Genomic DNA, 20,361 nt, shown 5'->3' on the forward strand with positions numbered 1-20,361 from the left:
GGACAAAGCCGTGATCCAGCACCGGATGCGCGCTATAAAGATGCTTTTCCATCCCTTCCGAGACCACCCGCAAGGTCTGCTGCGGTGCTGCCCGAAGCTCATCAATCTCCGCCTGCTGCTCGACGCTTAATACCATCTCAATGCCCCCTCAATGCCAATGCTCTTATGATTCAAGGGATACTATATCTGGTAGATATAGATTTCCAAACGGCAATATGCGGAAAATGTAACCACAAAAGCTGATTTAACGCCGCGCCATCATCGCCAAACGGATCAGGGCGCGTTCAACCAGCGCCATGGCAGGGGCGGTTTGGCCAGCGGAGCGCAGTTGCAGGTCGGTTTCAGTCAGCAGAGTAAGCGCCTGTTGCAGGCGGTCCGCGCCCCAGTTCTGGGCTTGTCGCAGCATCCGGTCTCGGCGCTTGCCAAAAACCGGCGGGCGCACGCGCGCGATGCCCTGCCCCGCCCCACCGGGATCAGAAGCAGCGGCGTAGAGCGTGCGAAAATGCCGAGTGGCAGCGATACACAGGCCCACGGGCTGTACTCCCTGCGCCTTGAGCCGCTTCATGATCGGGCCGATTTCGCCCGAGCGCGCCTCGGCCACGATATTGAGGACGTCATCAAGCTCGGCCTCGCTTGAAGCAGGGGCGCAGATGGCGATGTCATCGGATGAAACCGGATCTTCATCATTCAGCTTGTAGAGTGAAAGTTTTTCCACGGTCTGACGGAAATCACCGGGGTCAAGTTCCTGCGCCAAGGTCATCAGATCGCGCATGGCATCGGTGCCAACATTGCTGAGCCCGGACTTGGCCAGAGTGGCCTCGATCTCGGCCCGCGACGGGGGATCATCATAGATCGCTGCGGCATAGGCATTGGTGTGCGTCTCAAACAGCTTGCGCAGTTTGGAGGCGGCCTTGAGTTGTCCGGCGGTCACGATAACCTGCGCATCACCTTCCCGCCAGTCTGCCAGCGCATCCGTTACAATCGGGGCCAGCACATCAGTGGCATCCTCGACGAAAGCCACGCGAGGACCGGGAAAGAAACCCTGCGCCTTGATCGCGTCCAGCAGCATCGCCGGATCTTTGCGCAGCTCGCCGCCGGGGATGCGGGTGAGACGCATTTCTTCCTCGCCTTGTGGACCGATCAGGGCGGCGATCACCTCTTGCCGTTTGAGGGCCACGCGCATGGCATCGGCGCCGTAGATCAGCAAGCCGGTGCGGCTGGGATCTGGGCGGGCAAAATACCCCGGTGCGTCGCGGGGGGACAGTTTCATTTGGGCAGATTGGGGGCGGCTGCGGTAAGTTGACGAATGACCTGATCGGCCAGAATGGTCATAAGGCGCACCTGCGCGTCGCGCCGCGCCGCCTGCGAGGCCACGGTGGTACCCGAGGTGGAATAGCCGGTGAAATTAGTTTCCTTGCCCGAGGTCAGCACTTTGCGCGTGTCCCGGTCACGCAGGGCATAGGTCGCGGTACCCACCAGATTGCGCCGATTGGTGGTATCGTTTTTGTCGATGGAGACCGCGTCTGAATAGAAGGTGACCGAATAGGACAGTGCGTATTTACCGCCCTCGCCGCGCCCCATGCGGGTCTCAAATTCGCGCACAAAGATGTAGGAAGAGCGGGTTTTGGGCGCATCCAACAGGATGTTGTCTTGCAACACCGTCGCTGCACCCTGCGGGCCATAAGCCGGACTGAAACCACAGCCTGCCAATGCGCCCAACCCGCCCAGCAAAAATGTACGACGATCAGATAACAACATTCACAATCCGGCCCGGCACAACGATGACTTTCTTGGGGGCGGCGCCCTCAAGAACCTTTTGCACAGCATGTTCTGCCAGCGCGATCTTTTCAACCTCGGCCTTGCCCATATCTTTGGGCACGCTGATTTCCGCGCGGCGTTTGCCGTTGATTTGAATCGGCAGGGTCACGGTATCATCGACCAACATGCTCTCATCCGCTTTGGGCCACGGGGCCGTCGCGGCCAAGCCTTCGCCGTCCAACAGTTGCCAGATTTCCTCGGACAGGTGTGGTGTCATCGGTGACATCAGCTGTGCGAGCGTCTTGGCCGCCTCGCGTTTGGCTGCGGCACCGGCCTTGGATTTGGCCAGCGTGTTGGTGAAGGCGTACAGCTTGGCAATCGCGGCGTTGAATCCAAAAGATTCGACCCCGCCGGTGACATCGTGGATCGCCTTGTGCATTTCGCGCAGCAGCGCTTTGTCCTCAGAATTGTCAGCCGTGTCTGAGTCAGCAATCTCGGACGCGACACGATAGACACGACCCAAATGTTTAAACGCGGCTTCGGCGCCGGAGGCGGTCCATTCCACGTCGCGCTCGGGCGGACTGTCGGACAGGACAAACCAGCGTGCGGTGTCGGCGCCGTAAGACGAGATGATGTTCAACGGATCGACCACGTTGTTTTTCGACTTCGACATCTTGGCCGAGGGGATGATCTTCGCCTCTTCGCCTGTGTCCTTAACGAAGGCCTTGCCGTCGCGCAGCTCGACCTGTTCGGGGTAGTGATAGACCGGGCGGCCCTTGGCGTTTTCGGTTTGGTAGATCGCGTGGGTCACCATGCCTTGGGTAAAAAGCGCATTGAACGGCTCAGACGATTTCTCTGGCAGGTGGCCGGTGATTTGCATCGCGCGGGCGAAAAAACGCGAATACAGCAAATGCAGGATCGCGTGTTCAATTCCGCCGATATATTGATCGACGTTCATCCAGTATTCGGCCTCGGCCAGATCGGTTGGCGTATCGGCGCGCGGCGCGGTGAAACGGGCGAAATACCACGAGCTATCGACGAAGGTGTCCATCGTGTCGGTTTCGCGTTGTGCCGGGGCCCCACAGGAGGGGCAGGAACAGTCACGCCATGTGGGGTGACGGTCTAGCGGGTTTCCGGGGACCGAGAAATCAATCGGTTTGCCGCCTTCGTCATAAGGCAGCTGAATTGGCAGGTTTTCTTTCTTTTCAGGCACCACACCGCATTTTTCGCAATGAACCACCGGGATCGGGCAGCCCCAGTAGCGCTGGCGGCTCAGGCCCCAATCGCGCAGGCGGTATTTGGTGACGCCCTCGCCCCAGCCCGCCTTTTCAGCGAAATCGACTGTGGCATCGATGGCCTCTTCGCCGGTGGCCTCGGTCAGGCCGGCGAAATGGTTGACCCAGCGCACCTTCTCAGTTTTTGGCGGAACGAAGGCCTCGTTTGCGACGGGCGTGTCGTTGTCGAGCGCAAAGAAGGTATCGACCACAGGCAGATCGTACTTGCGACAGAAATCAAGGTCGCGCTGATCGTGCGCCGGGCAGGCAAAGATCGCGCCAGTGCCGTAATCCATCAAGATGAAGTTGGCGATCCAGACCGGCAGTTCCCAATCCGGGTTCAGCGGGTGTTTGACGCGAATGCCGGTGTCGTAACCTAATTTTTCGCCGGTTTCGATAGCTTCCTCGGTGGTGCCGCCCTTGCGGCATTCGGCAACAAAGGCGGCGACCTCGGGGCTTTCGGCCTCAAGCTGCTTGGCAATCGGGTGATCAGGAGAGATGCCAACAAAGCTGGCGCCCATGAGTGTGTCAGGGCGTGTGGTGTAGACGGTAATTGGTTCCGCACCATCAATGCGCTCAAACCCGAACTGCAGGCCGCGTGATTTGCCGATCCAGTTTTCCTGCATCAGGCGGACTTTGGCGGGCCAGTTTTCCAGTGTATCCAGCGCCGACAGCAGTTCTTCGGAATGATCCGAGATCTTAAAGAACCACTGCGTCAGTTCACGGCGTTCGACCAGTGCACCCGAACGCCAGCCACGGCCGTTTTCAACCTGTTCATTGGCCAGAACGGTCATATCGACTGGGTCCCAGTTCACCACAGCGTTTTTGCGGTAAACCAAACCCTTTTCGAGGAAATCGAGGAATAGCGCCTGTTGCTGGCCATAATATTCCGGATCGCAAGTGGCAAATTCGCGTGACCAGTCGATGCTGAGGCCCAGCGGTTTCATCTGGCTGCGCATGTCAGCGATGTTGCTATAGGTCCAGTCCTTGGGATGGCCACCCGAAGCCATGGCGGCGTTTTCGGCAGGCATACCAAAGGCGTCCCACCCCATCGGGTGCAAAACGTTGTGCCCGGTAGCCAGCTTAAAGCGTGCCACCACGTCGCCCATGGTGTAGTTGCGCACGTGGCCCATGTGGATCCGACCAGATGGGTACGGGAACATTTCCAGCACGTAATACTTTGGCTTGTCCTTAGAGCGACCCGCCTGAAAGATTTCAGCGGTGTTCCAGGCTTCTTGCCATTTGGTTTCGATCTCGGCAGCTGAATAGCGCGACATGTCGGGCGCATCCCTTGGTAAGTAAGTTCTTACCTAGCCTGATAGGCTGAGCAGCGCGCGGGGTCCAGCCCGTAGGATGCGATTGCGGGTGGTTTCCGCACTGTATATGGTCAGGAAAACACCATTGTGCAGTCTCATTAATGAAAATTCTCTTCATCCATCAAAACTTCCCCGGACAGTACAAGCACCTTGCCCCATTGCTGGCCAAACAAGGGCATGAATGCGTGGCCCTGACGCTCAAGGTGAAAGAGGCAACCACATGGAACGGGATCAAGGTTTTACCTTACAGCCTGCCCAATCGCGGCGGGCAGAATGTGCACCGCTGGTTGATCGACCTTGATACCAAAGTCACACGCGGGGAGGCCTGTTATCATGCTGCGGTAAAATTGCGGGAGGCTGGGTTTACCCCGGACCTCATTCTGGCACATCCGGGATGGGGAGAATCACTGTTTCTACGTGATGTCTGGCCCAAGGCACGGATCGGGCTGTATTGCGAGCTTTATCATCAGACCGATTATCCGCACATGAATTTCGATCCCGAATTCCCGGTGAAGGATATCGGAACAGATGTGTTACGCATGCGGATGAAAAACCTCAACAACCATCTGCATTTTGGCATGGCCGATGCCGGGGTCAGTCCGACGCGATTTCAGGCCGATACTTTCCCCGCGGCATTTCGCAAGCGCATTACGGTCAGCCATGATGGAATCAATACTATACAGGCCTGCCCTGATCAGGAGGTCGTGGCCAAGTTCAAAGGCGTTCCCGACCTTACGCGCGATAACGAGGTCATCACCTTTGTGAACCGCAATCTTGAGCCCTATCGCGGCTATCACATCTTTATGCGCGCCCTGCCCCGCTTGTTAAAGGAACGGCCCAATGCGCGGGTGCTGATCGTGGGCGGAGATGAGGTCAGCTATGGGGCTGCGGCGCCCAAAGGGAAAACCTGGAAACAGATATTCATCGATGAAGTGCGCGGCCAAATCCCGGATGCCGATTGGGAACGCGTGCATTTTTTGGGGCGTATTCCTTATGATGCCTTCCTGAAACTGCTTCAGGTCAGCCGGGTGCATGTCTATCTGACCTATCCCTTTGTCCTGAGCTGGAGTCTGATGGAGGCGATGAGCTGTGAGGCCGCGATTGTGGCCAGTGACACCGCGCCGGTGCGCGAGGTGATCACCCATGGGGAAACCGGACGTTTGGTGGATTTCTTTGACAAAGAGTCCTTGGTGGACGAGGTCTGTGCCTTGTTGGACGATCAGGATCAACGGGCCGCGCTTGGGGCCGCCGCACGTCAGAAAATGCAGGCCGAGTACGATTTAAACTCCATCTGCCTGCCGCGGCAGATGGACTGGATCAATTCGGTAATGGAGGCCTGAACAGGATCAGAATTTGGCGGCCTGAATGCGCAGCTGACGGGCACGGGCCAAGATCGCATCTTCGACAGCACGTTGCGTGGCTGCGCTAACCGGGCCGCGCTTGGTTTGTAACGCCACATTCAATGAGCGCGCATCAAGCGCCGGATCGCTGATGAGCACCGTCGCGCGATAAGATGTACCGCCGCCCGGAGGAGTGCCATAGCCTGTGTTGATCACACCCGTAAATGGGTCCGCATCCTGAACTGGCAAGAAGCTCAGCACTTCTAGGCTGGCTGTCCACAAGAAGCGGTTGACCTTGACATCAGCCGTCGGGTCGCCCTGAAAAGCCTCAAATAGTGAAGTTCCGCTTTGAACCGGGTTCGATTCGCGTCCGCCTTTAACCTTCGTCGTTTCCGGATCAAAGGTCGCATTTTCTGTCCAAGCGGAGCAGGATGCCACCAGTGCCACAACCAAAAACACAGAGACCAAACGGTACAAACGAGACAGGATCATTCTACGGTCCAATATTGCTTCTACCCCCTACTATCCAACGTGAAGGTTTGGGGCAAGGCATTAACATCGCCCTGACAGTGACGTGAGCAAAAATTGCCAGTTCGGGCAATGGTTCTCACGGCTTGTAGCGCTTCTGCATTGCGGGGGCGGCACGCCTGTGGCAGATAAATTCCTACGCCAAACAAGGGGGATGCCGTGAGCCTGGAAGAGATCAAAACCCGTATTGCCCAAGCCGAAACCGACGCAGGTCGTGCCAACGGTAGTGTGGAACTAATTGCAGTTTCGAAAGTGCAGCCCAATGAGCGGGTTGATGCGGTTTTGACCGAAGGCCACCGCTGTTACGGAGAAAATCGAGTGCAGGAAGCGGCGGGCAAATGGCCGGAGTTTCGCGAGCAATTTGACGGCATTGATCTACATCTGATCGGCCCCCTGCAAACCAACAAGGCGCGGCAGGCGTTTGAGCTGTTTCAAAGCATCCATTCAGTGGACCGCCCCAAGCTGGCCAAAACCATCGCCCGGCTGGCGCAGGAAATGGGTCACTGCCCGGACCTTTTTATTCAGGTCAACACCGGGGAAGAGCCGCAAAAGGCAGGCATCATGCCCCGCGAGGCCGACGCCTTTGTGGCCGAGTGCAACGCCATGGATCTGCCGGTGAAGGGCCTGATGTGCATCCCGCCAGTAGAAGAAGAAGCCAGCCTCCACTTTGCCCTGCTAGCCAAAATCGCCGAGCGCAACGGGTTAAACGGGCTATCCATGGGCATGAGCAGCGACTTTGAAAAAGCCATCAGCTTTGGGGCCACGCACATCCGTGTGGGCAGTGCGATTTTTGGTGCGCGGGCATATGATACGGCCGGTTAAACCCGAAAGAGCCACCTTTTTACATTTCCAAAATATTCTCCGCACAATCGGCATTCCATGGGCGAATGTCTATGGTGTATCCAAAGGGGAAGAGACGGTTTTGTGCCACGCGTACGGAAACTTTCTGGCGGCGAGGCCAAAAGATTTCATACTACATTCCGGCGAAGTAAGCCGCCGCTCTGGCTTGCTGCATCACAAATGATGGCATCAAACATCGGATCGCGGGGCATAGCCGACAATCCTACCGGCCGGTCTTCTCGTGAGTTCCTTGAAAAATTGGGCAATTTCCCGTAGTCTTCACCTAGATTTCAGCAATCAGCTCTCTACAGCGCATAACGAGTAATCCCGCATCCGAAAAACTGGTGCTGTTGCTTATGGCATAAATTGATGCGCCTTGATGAGCCGTCAATCTTAAGGAGTTACCCCCATGTCGCGACTTTCTTCAAGCTGTCTAGTGGCTCTCGGTTTTCTATTCTTGTTCAGCATCATTCCGATTCGGGATGCCCCTGCCCAAGCCGCAAATGACATTGCTGATGTGCAAGCTGCCAGCCACGCATTTTACGAGGCGCTTGCATCAGAAAGCATAGGCGACGCAATGGCAGGCGTCTGGGCTCACAAACCGTATGTCACCAATGTTGGCCCTCGCAGCAAATCTGTTGTCGTAGGATGGGATGCCGTTTCGCAATATTGGATAGAGACCGAGAAAAAGGTGGCTTCTGTCAATATGGCAATTGAGGCGCCTCATCTCCATGTGATCGGTGATTTTGCTTGGGAAATCGGTGAAGAGATTGGCGAAGTGACCATGCAAGATGGCACCGTCAGACAGGCGGAGCTTCTGGCCACCAATGTCTTCGAGAGAATAGATGGGCAGTGGCTAATGGTATCGCACCATGCCAGTCGAAAGCCCGAGCAATAGGTTCATAGGCTAGGCACGTTTGTTTCATCTAACGGTCGGTTTAGTTTTCCGCCCGCCGACAGCTTTTTGAACGACCGCACCGGTAAAAACTGCTTTGCCGCCGAATAGAGATTGTCGCATTTTCTTGTGCAAAATTGACCCTTCTGCACCTAACTTAGTTATAATTGCATCAGTCAGGTTCGCCCCGCATACCCGTTATTCGATGTTTTCACTTTCGAGGAAAACCAATCGCATCGGTGGTATATAACAATGAAACATTTGTTGGGTGGTGATCTCTTCCGAGACGGTGTGAGCTTCGGACATGGCGCGCTTCTAGCTTATCCAACTTTGATGCTTCAACTAAGACACATCGGCCAACTATTCTCAAATTTGAAAATCTTCCCCTGAACTCTGCCGAGCATGGTATGAGGGATTCAAATTAGTACATTTTTTCAAAAATTTTGGAGGGTTTCGAATGGGTACGAAGTTCATTGGCGTCCTGATTATTAGTGCTTGTATCATTGGTCTGGCCCCAATGGCCGTTCCGTATTTTGAACAGGAAGAAGACGAGACACCCCCTGCAATCACGGCAGACGAGGCCACCGAGCGCCTGATCAAAGAGCAACAGGCCCGGCCTGACCGAGCCAGTGTCAAACCGGTGGCGGTGCAGCGCAAGCGGAACTATGAGGCGCCTGATCCGACCGATATCCTGCTGGCACCGGAAACCGGCCTAGGGCTGGGCTGGGGTTGGAATGCTTTTCATGGCGAGGCGATCCCGACCCACTGTGTGCAGTTCAAGCGGGACAAGCCGTTCAAGGGTCAGACCTCGTCATTGGGGTTCAGCGAGGTCAATGATCAATACGAGTTGCAGGCGGCCATGGACATGAGTGCCGAGGCCTCGGTCAAGTCGGTCGGCTATGACGTTGAAGGCGAAATGAAGTTTAGCACCGAAACCAGTATCAGCGGCTCTTCCCTGACCTATCTGATCGAAGCGGAGGTCCTGAATGCCCCTTGGGTGGCGCTGCCGCCCGGTGATGCAGGCGGGCACTCTGTTGAACTGACACCGATGGCCGAACGTTTGGCACAGCGGGATCTGGAGCAGTTCAAAGATGTCTGCGGCACCGGGTATGTTTCCGCCACTTATGGCGGTGCTAAACTGTCGATCGTTGTTGAAATCAAGACCTCCAGTCAGGACACACGCTCGGCGATGTCGGCCTCGGTCAGTGGCGGCGGCTGGGGCACCAAGGTCAGCTCCGCTATGAGCGGTTCAAGCTCTTCGAGCAACGAACAGGCCTCGCGCGAGATCAGCTTTTTCCAATCCGGCGGTCAGCCTGAAAAACTGCCGACAACACCCAAAGATATCGTGGAAGCCGCTGAAACGCTTGCCGGGCAGGCTGACAAAGCGGAAAAGATATTCCGCATTGCCGTGACACCTTATGAAGTGCTGTCGAATTGGCCGCGAGAAGAAAGCCTTTCTGGATCAGAAGTGGAGTATGAAGAACTGGCCGCGCTTTGGGGCAGTTATCAGGCGCTGTATACCGATCTGCAAGACGCGCTGGAGTCGCCCGATGCCTTTGTCGTGCCCTATCGAAATTGTGCGGAAACCCCCTGCACCACCGCGTTTTTGCCAGCGACCAACGCCAAGGTCAGAGACGAACTGAAGGATTTGCAGGATGACGTACTGATTGGGCTGGACCGGCTGGAATTGGCAGCGCGCGCCTGTATCACCGCCGAAGAGATGTGTGAGACCAACGCGGCCTTGTACCGCTCGCCATATGCCTATCAAGTGGCAATGCCGGTGCGGACCTGCCTGTTGCTTGAGGATTTCAACCCGGACGATGCGAAGACCTATAAATCCGCAAAAGACGAAGTGTATCTGACGGTCTATGGCGCGCCGATCCGAACCAAAGAAGAACCAGACGAGCAAGAGCATGGCGGTCCGCTGATCGAAGAGTTTTTCCCCGAGATTGAGCTGGCCTGCAATGGCGCGGGTCTAAGCGGTACATCCGGGGTGTCCGGGGCGCTTCCGATTTTTGCATCAATGATGATCGAAGAGACGGCAAAAGGGCGCTGTGCCTTAAGTTCGCTGACGCCCGGCTGTCTAAGCAATGCCGATATCGCAGCTTGGGGGGAGCGCATCGGTCACCAATCGATCCTGCTGACCAGCGCCAAAGAGGTTGAAGCGGTGATTGCTGCCGCTGCCGAGCCACAACAAGCCCTCTCGTCCGATGCCGCAAACTGTGCCTTTTTGAAAGACGCAGACAGCTGGCTGATCGGAGATCCCGGGACTCAATTGAAAACCAGCCTCTGGGTGCCGCCGATCTGCATGGGAACGGTAAAGCAACTGATCAACGATGCGGCAGAGACCGCAGCACCCGCAGCCGCGGTGATGGAGGAGAGCCTAAGCGCTATTGAGGGTTAAACTCTAAATAGCCTTCACAATCAGACGTGTTCCTGGCTCAATCTGACGGGCAATCTGTTGCAAATGATCGGGTCGAAAGGCGACGCAACCGGCAGTGGGATATCCGGGCCTGCGCCATTGGTGCAGGAAGATGCACGAACCCATATGCGGTTCAGCATTGGGCCAGTTCCAATCGGTGATCAAGACCAAATCATAGAGCGGATCGCCTCGGCACATAACCTCGTGCGAGTGAGCATAGGGTGTACGGACCAGCAGATTGTAATCGGGTTCTTCTGGCGCATCCGACCACAGGTCGCCAGGACGGATCGGTTGAGCCCAAGGCGCGGGGCGTGCCATGCGATCAGGGCGGTAATACATACCGACGATATGATGGATGCCAACAGGCGTGCCGCCGTCGCCCTCGCGCTTGTTTTGTACGATTCCACCGCGCCCGATGGTGCAGGGGTAACGTCGTCCCCGAAAGCGTACACCTTGCGGGGTCAAAACCAGATCCTCAGGTGTCATTCAAAACGATCCCCTTGCGCAAGATCTGAACAATGCCCCCTGCCAGCAGACCCCAGACCGCCGCGCCAAGACCAAAGGCGGTCACGCCCGAGGCGGTGACAAGAAAGGTGATCGCCGCTGCATCACGATAATCGGCATCTTGGAGCGCAGCAAAGGTCGAATTCCCCAGCACGCCGACCAGCGCCAATCCCGCCACGCTGGCCACCAGCATAGGCGGCGCCAATCCGGCAAAGGCGGTGATCACCCCTGCAAACAACCCAAAGAAGCAGTAGAAGATCCCAGCAAACACTGCCGACCAATAGCGTTGCGCCGGGTCCGGATGACAGTCCTCGTTCGAGCACATCGCAGCGGTGATCGCCGCCAGGCAGGTGGCAGGCGCCCCCCATAGGGCGGACACCACGCTGAACCCACCAACACCAGATAGCAAAGTGGTTGGCGGCGGAGTGTAGCCGTAGCTTTTAAGCACGGCCAACCCCGGCACATTCTGGGTGGCCATGGTGACGATGAACAGCGGGATCGCGATGCCAATTACAGCATCAATTGAAAACGTCGGAGTGACAAACTCTCCCATCGTGATGACCGGCCCGGCAGAGAACTGAGAGAAATCCCCGATGACAAAAATGATAGCCGTGGCCATCAACACCGCGGCCGGAACCGCCAACAATCGATTGATCCGACCGCAGATAAGCCAGACCATAACCACTGGGCCGATGACTGCAGGGACCTCGGCCATGGCAGTGACGGGCTGCAAGCAGAGCGGTAACAACACTCCGGCCAACATGGCCTGCGCCAAAGGCGCGGGGATCGAGGCAGCCAACCGGCCAAAAGGACGGTAGAGACCAGCGGTCAGCGTCAGTGCCCCCGCCACGATGAAGGCTCCAACCGCATCGGAGAACCCACCCGCTGTCACCGCCGTCACCGCCAAAAGCGCGGCGCCTGGTGTGGACCACGCCACGCTGGCCGGAATGCGGGTGTAGAGACACAAAACGACGGCGCAGAGCCCCATTGACAAGGCCGCCGCCATCAGCCCCGAGGCCGCCTGTGCTGGCGTGGCCCCCATACTGTGCAACCCCTGCAACACAATCGGGAACGAGCTAAAAAACCCGACGATGGCAACAACTGCACCGGTGGTTAAGGTCTGAAGTGATGGAAAACCTGCCCGCATTAAATTGTTCCTGCTCTCTATGGATGCAACCCTATGGTAAATAAGCGCAGGTACAAGTACCTTTGCCGGTGATCTGCTTCACAGCTGAGCGCGTTACCAATTGATAGTTTAATCATTTGGCAACTTTTTGACCGGCTTTACCGATTTCGGAAGTCGTGATTGCGCAAGCCCCAGATTCCAAAATCTATGTGCCTCGTGAGGCAGAATTTGTTTTTTGAAATCTGTTTGCTACACTTCTGGCAGAACGCGGGCGCCGTTTGGGATAACCGGAATCTGCGTATCGAGCGATGCCAATAAAGTGCAGAGGAGCACGGCCGATGATGAACACAACTCTTTCATTTCCTCTGGTCATTTTTGCGATGATGCCACTTTCATTTCTTGACCAATGTTCTGGAACGGATTCGAGTGCCGCCTTAGGCGTTTTAGCCCGCGATCGCGTGGCTCTTACAGCAACAGCAAATGAAATCGTTGTTGAGTTACCTGTTGCGGAGGGAACCCCGGTGGTCACTGGTGATGTTTTGGTGCAGCTTGATACGACGTTGCAGATGGCCAAGCTCAATCTGGCAAAAGCGGAACTGGAAAAAACGCAAGCAACGAAGCTCAAGTTAGAGGTCGGTGCCCGAAAAGAAGAGATCGCGATTGCAAAAGCAAAAGTCTCTGGTGCCGCAGCACGGTTGGCAGATGCTGAAGCGGTATATGCCCGCAATTCTCAGTTGGTCACCAATTCCGTTGTCACCGAAGCGCGCTTGGAACAAGACCTTGCGCTGAGGGATTCCGCCCGTGCCGAGCTTGCGAGCGCTGAAGAGTCCCTCAAAGAGCTCGAAAATGGTACTCGCCCCGAAGATCTGGCTGTGGCTCATGCCAATGTGCGGGCTGCCGAAGCAATGGTTCAAGCCGAGCAAAAGACATTGGAAAACTTGACTGTAACCGCCACCCGGAATGGTGTTTTAGACTCCCTGCCGTGGAATATCGGCGAACGCGTCACCCAAGGCAGCCCGGTTGCAATCGTGGTGGCGGGAGAGACACCCTACGCACGCGTTTATGTACCAGAACCCCATCGGGTGAACATTTCGCCAGGTGATAGTTTACAGGTTAAAGTGGACGGATTGGATGAACCTTTGGAGGGGGTTGTCCGCTGGATTAGTGACGACCCCTCCTTTACCCCCTACTATGGATTGAATCAGGATGACCGGACGCGGCTTGTGTATCTGGCCGAGATTGATTTGCCCAACGCCTCATCTGACCTGCCTGCGGGCGTTCCGGTCCAGGTCACTGTGCCATGAGCGATCTGGTGGTATCCACCAAGGGGCTGACACGTAAATTCGGCGAGAAGACTGCGGTCAACAACCTTGATCTGGAAATTCGCACTGGTCAGATCTACGGTTTTCTGGGGCCGAATGGCTGCGGCAAAACCACTACGATGCGTATGTTGACCGGGCTGTTAACGCCGACAAGTGGGTCAATTTCCGTGCTTGGTCAGCCGATGCCGCAATCTGCCGAGCCATTGAAAAATGAAATTGGCTATATGACGCAAATCTTTTCCTATTACCGCGACATGACGGTTTTGGAAAACCTGCGCTTTGCTGCAGAAATTTATGGCATGCCAAAAAACAAGATTGCAGGTCGCATTGACGAGCTGCTGTCAACCTATGACCTGACCGAGAACATCAATCAACTGAGCGGCAGTATGAGCGGCGGGCAACGGCAAAAGCTGGCGCTGGCAGCAACCGTCATTCATTCCCCCAAACTGCTTTTTCTGGACGAGCCGACATCGGCGGTTGATCCGGAAACCCGGCGTGGATTCTGGGAACAACTGTTTGACCTTGTCGATCAGGGGGCGACGATGATCGTGTCCACGCATTTCATGGACGAGGCGGAGCGCTGCCACCGCTTGGCGATCCTGGAGCATGGCACAAAGAAAGCGGACGGATCGCCACGCCAATTGATGGACGATCTGAACGCCACGGTGGTCGAGGTTGAAGGTGCAGGGCTACGGCGGGTCAAACACCAGTTGGACGGTCAAGATGACGTGTTGTCAACAGCTCAGGTTGGGGCGCGGCTGCGAGTTCTTGTCAAAAAGTCGGAATCCGATCCGGTGGCGATGCTGAAAGCGCTGCTGCAGGACTACCCTGACATATCGCTGACGGTGCAACGCCCCAATCTGGAAGATGTGTTCGTGAGCGCGACAAAGGGAGACCCGTCATGATCTCTCTGCGTCGCATCGTCGCTGTTTTGAAAAAAGAACTACTGCAACTTCGTCGTGATCGCATGACCTTTGGCATGGTGATCATGATCCCGCTAATTCAACTGCTTCTCTTTGGCTACGCGATCAACACCAACCTGCGCCATGTCCCGGTGGGATTGGTGGATCAGGCCAATAGCGAATTGTCCCGCACGCTGGCACAAATTGTTCAGGCCACCCAGGTGGTCACCATTACCGAGCGTTTCACAACGCCAGAAGAGGCCGAGCTTGCCATCACAGAGGCGAGGATCCGCGCAGCCTTTATTATCCCCCCGGACGTCGCCAACCGGCTTGTCCGAAGCCCATCCGTTGGATTCGGATTGCCCGATACGACGGATCAAACCAGCAGCCGCCCGGTTGCGCATTGGATTGTGGATGGGTCTGACACGATGGTTTCAAGCGCGATCAAATCGCTGCGGGCCATGCCGTTGACCGAATTGTTGAAACGGCCGCCGAACCGGCAGGTACCGACCTTTGAGGTCACCTTATATTTCAACCCTGAACAGCGATCAGCCGTGAACATCGTACCCGGGCTGGTCGGCGTCATTCTGACCATGACGATGATTTTGTTTACTTCGGCCGCGATTGTGAGAGAACGCGAACGGGGCAATATGGAAATGCTGATCAACACACCGATCAAGTCGGTCGAGTTGATGATCGGCAAGATCATCCCTTACATTTTTCTGGGGCTCATACAGGTCGCAATCATTCTGGGATTGGGGCACGTTCTGTTTGCGGTTCCGATCAACGGCAGCTTGGGAACGTTGCTGGTCGTCACGCTGCTGTTCATCATCGCCAGCCTGTCTTTGGGGTTGGTGATATCGACCCTTGCGCAAAATCAGCTGCAGGCGATGCAGATGACGATCTTTGTCCTGCTGCCATCGATCCTGATGTCTGGCTTCATGTTCCCATTTGATGGGATGCCCAAGCCGGTTCAGATGATCGCTCAAGTTTTGCCAGCCACACATTTCATGGACATGATCCGGGGGGTCGTTTTGCGCGATGCATCGCTTTACGCGCTGCGGGTGGATATCCTGTGGATGGTGGGTTTCGCAATCCTTGGATTGCTCGTTGCAACTCTGAGATTTAAAAAACGTCTTGGTTAGATTTGCGTGCAGGCCTTGCGTCGCTAAGGTCACGTGTTTGCATCAAAAAGACCCAGGCAAATTACCTGGATCTTGTATTTGTTGCGCTGAAGTTCCCCCAGAGCAATCTCCCTGCCCGGGTCTCTGTCAACCCAGAGCGTCGTTGCAGCGCTGGCAGGTGCCCGGATGTGCGTGGCGGCCCACGTCTGGCAGGATTTTCCAGCAGCGCTGGCACTTCTCGCCTTCGGCCTTTTCGAACACCACACCAATGCCGTCGATCTCTGGCACACGGAAGGCCTCTGCCGGAGCCGGATCGCCGGAGATGGTCAGCCCCGAGGTGATGCAAAGATCATCCACGTCGAAGGTCGCCAGCAAATCGCGTGTCTCTGCATCCTCGACATGCACCACAGGGGCCGCTTCTAGGCTGGAGCCGATGACTTTGTCCTGACGCTGCATCTCAAGTGAGGCAGTCACTGCACGACGCACACGACGGATCTTGGCCATGCCAGTCTCAAGCTCTTCATTGCGCCAATTGGCTGGGGTTTCGACGAAATCAATCAGGTGAACCGAACTGTCGTCGCCCGGGAAGCGTTCCAACCAGACCTCTTCCATAGTAAATACCAGAACAGGTGCCAGCCAGGTGGTCAGGCGATGGAACAGGATGTCCAGAACAGTCCGCGCAGCACGGCGGCGTTCGCTGTCTCCGTCACAATAGAGCGCGTCTTTGCGCACATCGAAATAGAACGCCGACAGATCCACGGTCGCAAAGGTAAACACCGCGCTGAATACGCCTTGGAAATCATACTTGGCATAACCTTCGCGCACGACCTCATCCAGTTCGGCCAGACGGCTGAGGACCCAGCGTTCAAGGCGTGGCATATCTGCTGGCTCAACTCGGTCAGCTTCGGAGAATCCGGACAGCGATCCAAGCATGAATCGCATGGTGTTGCGCAGGCGACGATAGCTGTCAGCGGTGCCTTTGAGGATCTCGGGGCCGATACGCAGGTCAGCGGTATAGTCCGACTGCGCCACCCAAAGACGCAGGATGTCAGCGCCGTACTGTTTGGTCACATCCTCGGGTGAGATGGTGTTACCAACGGATTTCGACATCTTCATGCCCTTGGCGTCCAGCGTGAACCCGTGTGTCAGCACACCCCGATATGGCGCGTGGCCACGCGTGCCGCAGGATTGCAGCATAGAAGAGTGGAACCAACCGCGGTGCTGGTCAGTGCCTTCAAGGTAGAGATCGGCCAAGCCGTCCTCGGACCCATCTTCACGATCATTCAGCACAAAGGCGTGGGTTGAACCGGAATCGAACCACACATCCAGGATGTCATCGACCTTGTCCCATTCTGCGGGATCAACGATGCCGTCAAGGAAGCGCTCTTTTGCGCCGTCCTTGTACCAGGCATCCGCTCCTTCAGCTTCAAACGCTTCCAGAACGCGGGCGTTGACCTCTGCGTTGCGCAGGAGGAAGCCCTCATCGGTGGGCAGCGCGCCTTTCTTGGTAAAGCAGGTCAGCGGCACGCCCCAGGCGCGTTGACGTGACAACACCCAGTCAGGGCGCGCTTCGATCATCGAATAAAGCCGGTTACGACCGGTTTTCGGCGTCCATGTCACCAATTGATCGATGGAATTCAAAGCACGCTCACGGATTGTAGTGCCGTAGGTGTCTTTGCCGTCACCCACCGCCCTATCCACAGCGGCAAACCACTGCGGCGTGTTGCGATAGATCACCGGCGCTTTTGAGCGCCAGCTGTGCGGATAGCTGTGCTTGATCTTGCCACGCGCCAGCAGGCCGCCGACCTCGACAAGCTTGTCGATCACGGTCTTGTTCGCATCGCCCTCGCCGCCCTTGCGATTGAGGATGTATTTGCCGCCAAAAAACGGCAGGTTTGCACGGAAGCCGCCATCATCCATGACGTTGTAGGTGATGACCTGTTCCAGCATGCCCAGATCGCGGTAGAGTTCGAATTCGTCCATACCGTGGCTTGGGGCACAGTGGACAAAGCCGGTGCCTTCGGTGTCAGTCACAAACTCTGCGGCACGGAAGTCGCGCTCGACATCCCAATATCCTTCTGCGCCATCGGCATACGCTAGCGGGTGTCTAATTTTAAGTGTACGCAATTCATCAGCGTCAATTCCGCGAACACGCTTCCATTGATCGTCATTCAGACGCGCGCGGCCCATGACGTCCGCCGCCAGATTATCGGCCAACAGGAACTTGTCGCCCACATTGACCCAGCATTCGTCCGGTGTCCCTGTGACTTCATAAAGACCGTAAGCAATATCTTCGCCGAATACTACGGCCTTGTTCGACGGGATGGTCCAAGGCGTAGTCGTCCAAATGACAACATGCGCATCCTGAAGCCGCAAATCAAATTTCTCGCCACTTTCTGCAGCGCCTTCAGTAATACCGGCAACCTTAAATTTCACCCAGATCGTGAAGCTTTCCTTGTCGTGATATTCGACCTCGGCATCGGCCAGCGCAGTTTTTTCAATCGGCGACCACATCACAGGTTTTGAGCCCTGATAGAGCGTTCCGGTCATCAGGAATTTCTGGAACTCTTCCGCGATGATACGCTCGGCGCGGAAATCCATCGTCAGGTACGGCTTTTCCCACTTGCCCGTGATGCCAAGGCGCTTGAATTCCTCGCGTTGCACATCGATCCAGCCTTCGGCGAATTTGCGGCATTCCTGACGGAAATCGATCAGATCGACTTCATCCTTGTTCTTGCCCTTTTTGCGGTATTGCTCTTCGATCTTCCACTCGATCGGCAGGCCGTGGCAATCCCAACCGGGGATATAGCGCGCGTCCCGCCCCATCATCTGCTGGCTGCGCACCACCATGTCCTTGAGAATCTTGTTCAGCGCGTGCCCGATGTGCAGGTGACCATTGGCATAGGGTGGGCCATCGTGAAGGGTGAAAGGCGGGCGCCCTTCGGCCTTGTCACGCAGGCGATCATAAACGCCGATTTTATTCCAACGCTCCAGCCAGGCAGGCTCGCGCTTGGGCAGGCCGGCGCGCATTGGAAAATCGGTTTCGGGCAGATTGAGTGTCTCTTTGTACTCAGGCATATCGGCGCACATCACAGGCGTCCTTCATCATGTATCTTGATCTGGGTTGTCTGGGTCGGCGCGATCTTTCATACGCCTTGTCCCGGCGGCTCGTCTAGCTCAGAGCGCCGGGCATATAATTCGAATAATGATCGCGAACATATGTGTCATTGCGCGCCTTATAGGCCGGGCTTTGGCCCACGTCCAGAGGGGCCAGCCCCGCGCGACATTTTTCCCGATTGCAGGCGAAAAGACACCCTCTATGGTGGTTTTGCAATGTGAGTGTGTAGCCAGAGTTGACCAGCGCCATGCTAAGCAAAGACATCGGGATCGCCGGAGCCGGTATCGGTGGGTTGACCGCAGCAGCAGCTTTGAGTGCCAAGGGCCACAAGGTCACGGTGTTCGATCAGTTCACCACACCTGCGCCGGTGGGATCGGGGTTGGTGATTCAGCCTGTCGGGCAGGATGTGCTTGATTTGATTGGAGCCGGTGACATGGCGCGCCAGATGGGACAACCGATCACACGCATGCTGGGTCATGAGAGCCAAAGCATGCGGGTGATTTTGGATGTGACCTATGACCCAAAACAGCGCACCGGTCGCCATGGTCTGGCAATGCATCGCTCGGCCTTGTTTCATTGCGTGTTGACAACAGCGCAAAAAGCCGGGGCGACCCTCTGCCCGGATCATCCGGTGACAGGGGTCACAGATGGCGACAAACGCCAATTGCTTTTTGCGGGTGGGGACAAAAGCCCGCCTTTCGATCTGGTTATCGACAGCACAGGGGCGAAATCTCCGCTCTCTCCGCTTGTCCCCCGCGCCCTGCCATATGGCGCGATCTGGGGCACGGTGGACCGCCCCACCGAGACGTCCTTGCCTATCGATCTGTTGTCACAACGCTACCGCAAAGCGCATCGGATGATCGGCATCCTGCCGGTGGGAAGGCTGTCAAATGACCCAACAATCAAGACCGCTCTGTTCTGGTCATTGACGCAAGCGGATTATGCCGCATGGCGGGCCGCACCGCTCGATGAATGGAAGGCGAAGGCCACCGCGCTCTGGCCGGATATGGCCCCCTTTCTGGAAAGGATCACGGACCATGCTCAGATGACGCCCGCCTTTTATTCTCATGGCACACTGCGCTCTCCGGCTGCAAAAGGCCTGGTCCATATCGGCGATGCCGCCCACCGCGCCAGCCCACAACTGGGGCAAGGCGCGAATATGGCGCTATTGGATGCCTGGGCGCTCAATCTGGCGCTGCAAGACCACGATGATCTTGCTGATGCGTTGGACCGCTATTGCCGAATGCGGCGCAGGCACCTGTGGCTCTACCAACTGATGAGTGCGGCCTTCACCCCGCTCTATCAATCCGACAGTCGCTGGCTGCCACGCCTGCGTGACCACATCCTGACGCCCTTGTCGCGCATTCCCCCCGCGCCCAGCGTCCTATCGAGACTGGTCTGCGGCGATCTGGTCCCCCCGATCCGCTGATCTGCCCTTGAAACACCCCGCTGCTTGTCGCATGTCATGGCCATGAGTACCGCCCTGCCCCCACGTTTTGCCATCACCCGCCCCGAGATCGAACGGGTGGTTGCGGCGTTTTATGCGTCAGTTCGAAATCATCCCGGTCTGGGCCCGGTGTTTGCGGTGCATGTGGATGACTGGCCCAAGCACGAGGTCAAGGTGGCAGATTTCTGGGCCAATACCATCCTGCACGAACGCAGCTACGAGGGCAGCCCGATGGCGGCTCACCTAAAAGCGGGCAATGTCAAACCGGGGATGTTTTCCACTTGGCTGGACCTATTCGACTCGGTACTACGCGCAGAACTGACCGAGGAACAAGCCGCCGCGTGGTCTGCCCTAGCCCACCGCATCGGGCGCAGCCTGCGCGCAGGTGTCGTCGACCGCGAGACCCTACCCGGAGGCATTCCGAAACTGTTCTAAACCTCGCCAA

At 56.7% G+C, this 20,361-nt stretch carries 16 protein-coding genes and 1 pseudogene; 9 read left to right on the forward strand and 8 right to left on the reverse strand.

Annotated elements, in window-relative coordinates; genetic code table 11:
• The 4 genes and pseudogenes from ROA7450_RS20850 to leuS form a co-directional block, all read right to left on the reverse strand.
• Positions 1-136: pseudogene (locus ROA7450_RS20850) on the reverse strand (FAD-dependent thymidylate synthase); the annotation flags it as partial.
• 108 nt (positions 137-244) lie between these two features.
• On the reverse strand, positions 245-1,270 hold the full coding sequence (gene holA, locus ROA7450_RS19760; RefSeq protein WP_085807690.1) for a DNA polymerase III subunit delta: 1,026 nt from the start codon (positions 1,268-1,270) through the stop codon (positions 245-247).
• A complete protein-coding gene (lptE, locus tag ROA7450_RS19765) occupies positions 1,267-1,758 on the reverse strand; it encodes an LPS assembly lipoprotein LptE (RefSeq protein ID WP_085807691.1) in 492 nt (163 codons plus the stop codon). The genes holA and lptE overlap by 4 nt, the downstream gene beginning before the upstream one ends.
• Positions 1,745-4,309 (reverse strand): leucine--tRNA ligase, encoded by a 2,565-nt coding sequence (leuS, locus tag ROA7450_RS19770; protein WP_085807692.1) that lies wholly within the window; start codon positions 4,307-4,309, stop codon positions 1,745-1,747. Before leuS ends, lptE begins: the two co-directional genes overlap by 14 nt.
• 140 nt (positions 4,310-4,449) lie before the next feature.
• Here leuS and ROA7450_RS19775 point away from each other — a divergent pair, with 140 nt between their 5' ends.
• The gene (locus ROA7450_RS19775) at positions 4,450-5,688 is read left to right on the forward strand and encodes a glycosyltransferase family 4 protein (protein WP_085807693.1); all 1,239 of its coding nucleotides are present in this window, start codon (positions 4,450-4,452) and stop codon (positions 5,686-5,688) included.
• Between the two features lie 6 nt (positions 5,689-5,694).
• On the opposite strand, the gene ROA7450_RS19780 is transcribed toward ROA7450_RS19775, so the two are convergent.
• Positions 5,695-6,180, reverse strand: a complete 486-nt coding sequence (locus ROA7450_RS19780; RefSeq protein ID WP_085807694.1) for a DUF3576 domain-containing protein — start codon at positions 6,178-6,180, stop codon at positions 5,695-5,697.
• A gap of 195 nt (positions 6,181-6,375) precedes the next feature.
• Between ROA7450_RS19780 and ROA7450_RS19785 the strand changes: the two genes are divergently transcribed.
• The 3 genes from ROA7450_RS19785 to ROA7450_RS19795 all read left to right on the forward strand — a co-directional run bounded on the left by ROA7450_RS19785 (position 6,376) and on the right by ROA7450_RS19795 (position 10,355).
• On the forward strand, positions 6,376-7,038 hold the full coding sequence (locus ROA7450_RS19785) for a YggS family pyridoxal phosphate-dependent enzyme (RefSeq protein ID WP_085807695.1): 663 nt from the start codon (positions 6,376-6,378) through the stop codon (positions 7,036-7,038).
• A gap of 427 nt (positions 7,039-7,465) precedes the next feature.
• Positions 7,466-7,954: a YybH family protein gene (locus ROA7450_RS19790; RefSeq protein ID WP_085807696.1), complete on the forward strand. Its 489-nt coding sequence runs from the start codon at positions 7,466-7,468 to the stop codon at positions 7,952-7,954.
• 454 nt (positions 7,955-8,408) lie between these two features.
• Positions 8,409-10,355: a hypothetical protein gene (locus tag ROA7450_RS19795; RefSeq protein WP_085807697.1), complete on the forward strand. Its 1,947-nt coding sequence runs from the start codon at positions 8,409-8,411 to the stop codon at positions 10,353-10,355.
• Between the two features lie 3 nt (positions 10,356-10,358).
• Here ROA7450_RS19795 and ROA7450_RS19800 read toward each other — a convergent pair whose 3' ends face one another.
• Together ROA7450_RS19800 and ROA7450_RS19805 are read right to left on the reverse strand one after the other, a co-directional pair.
• Positions 10,359-10,859 (reverse strand): L,D-transpeptidase family protein, encoded by a 501-nt coding sequence (locus ROA7450_RS19800; RefSeq protein WP_085807698.1) that lies wholly within the window; start codon positions 10,857-10,859, stop codon positions 10,359-10,361.
• On the reverse strand, positions 10,849-12,024 hold the full coding sequence (locus ROA7450_RS19805; protein WP_085807699.1) for a benzoate/H(+) symporter BenE family transporter: 1,176 nt from the start codon (positions 12,022-12,024) through the stop codon (positions 10,849-10,851). Before ROA7450_RS19805 ends, ROA7450_RS19800 begins: the two co-directional genes overlap by 11 nt.
• A gap of 317 nt (positions 12,025-12,341) precedes the next feature.
• Here ROA7450_RS19805 and ROA7450_RS19810 point away from each other — a divergent pair, with 317 nt between their 5' ends.
• The 3 genes from ROA7450_RS19810 to ROA7450_RS19820 are packed head-to-tail and all read left to right on the forward strand — an operon-like array spanning position 12,342 to position 15,372.
• Positions 12,342-13,307: an HlyD family secretion protein gene (locus tag ROA7450_RS19810; RefSeq protein ID WP_234999612.1), complete on the forward strand. Its 966-nt coding sequence runs from the start codon at positions 12,342-12,344 to the stop codon at positions 13,305-13,307.
• On the forward strand, positions 13,304-14,230 hold the full coding sequence (locus tag ROA7450_RS19815; protein WP_085807700.1) for an ABC transporter ATP-binding protein: 927 nt from the start codon (positions 13,304-13,306) through the stop codon (positions 14,228-14,230). The genes ROA7450_RS19810 and ROA7450_RS19815 overlap by 4 nt, the downstream gene beginning before the upstream one ends.
• Positions 14,227-15,372, forward strand: a complete 1,146-nt coding sequence (locus tag ROA7450_RS19820) for an ABC transporter permease (RefSeq protein ID WP_085807701.1) — start codon at positions 14,227-14,229, stop codon at positions 15,370-15,372. The genes ROA7450_RS19815 and ROA7450_RS19820 overlap by 4 nt, the downstream gene beginning before the upstream one ends.
• Positions 15,373-15,498: 126 nt before the next feature.
• On the opposite strand, the gene ileS is transcribed toward ROA7450_RS19820, so the two are convergent.
• The gene (gene ileS / locus ROA7450_RS19825; protein ID WP_085807702.1) at positions 15,499-18,441 is read right to left on the reverse strand and encodes an isoleucine--tRNA ligase; all 2,943 of its coding nucleotides are present in this window, start codon (positions 18,439-18,441) and stop codon (positions 15,499-15,501) included.
• A gap of 263 nt (positions 18,442-18,704) precedes the next feature.
• On the opposite strand from ileS, the gene ROA7450_RS19835 reads away from it, so the two are divergent.
• Together ROA7450_RS19835 and ROA7450_RS19840 are read left to right on the forward strand one after the other, a co-directional pair.
• Positions 18,705-19,898: an FAD-dependent oxidoreductase gene (locus ROA7450_RS19835; protein ID WP_234999613.1), complete on the forward strand. Its 1,194-nt coding sequence runs from the start codon at positions 18,705-18,707 to the stop codon at positions 19,896-19,898.
• A gap of 42 nt (positions 19,899-19,940) precedes the next feature.
• Positions 19,941-20,351 carry a group III truncated hemoglobin gene (locus tag ROA7450_RS19840; RefSeq protein WP_085807735.1) on the forward strand — a complete coding sequence of 137 codons (411 nt, stop codon included), beginning with the start codon at positions 19,941-19,943 and terminating at the stop codon, positions 20,349-20,351.
• Positions 20,352-20,361: the final 10 nt, after the last annotated feature.

The organism is Roseovarius albus, from assembly GCF_900172335.1.
Classification (GTDB): domain Bacteria; phylum Pseudomonadota; class Alphaproteobacteria; order Rhodobacterales; family Rhodobacteraceae; genus Roseovarius; species Roseovarius albus.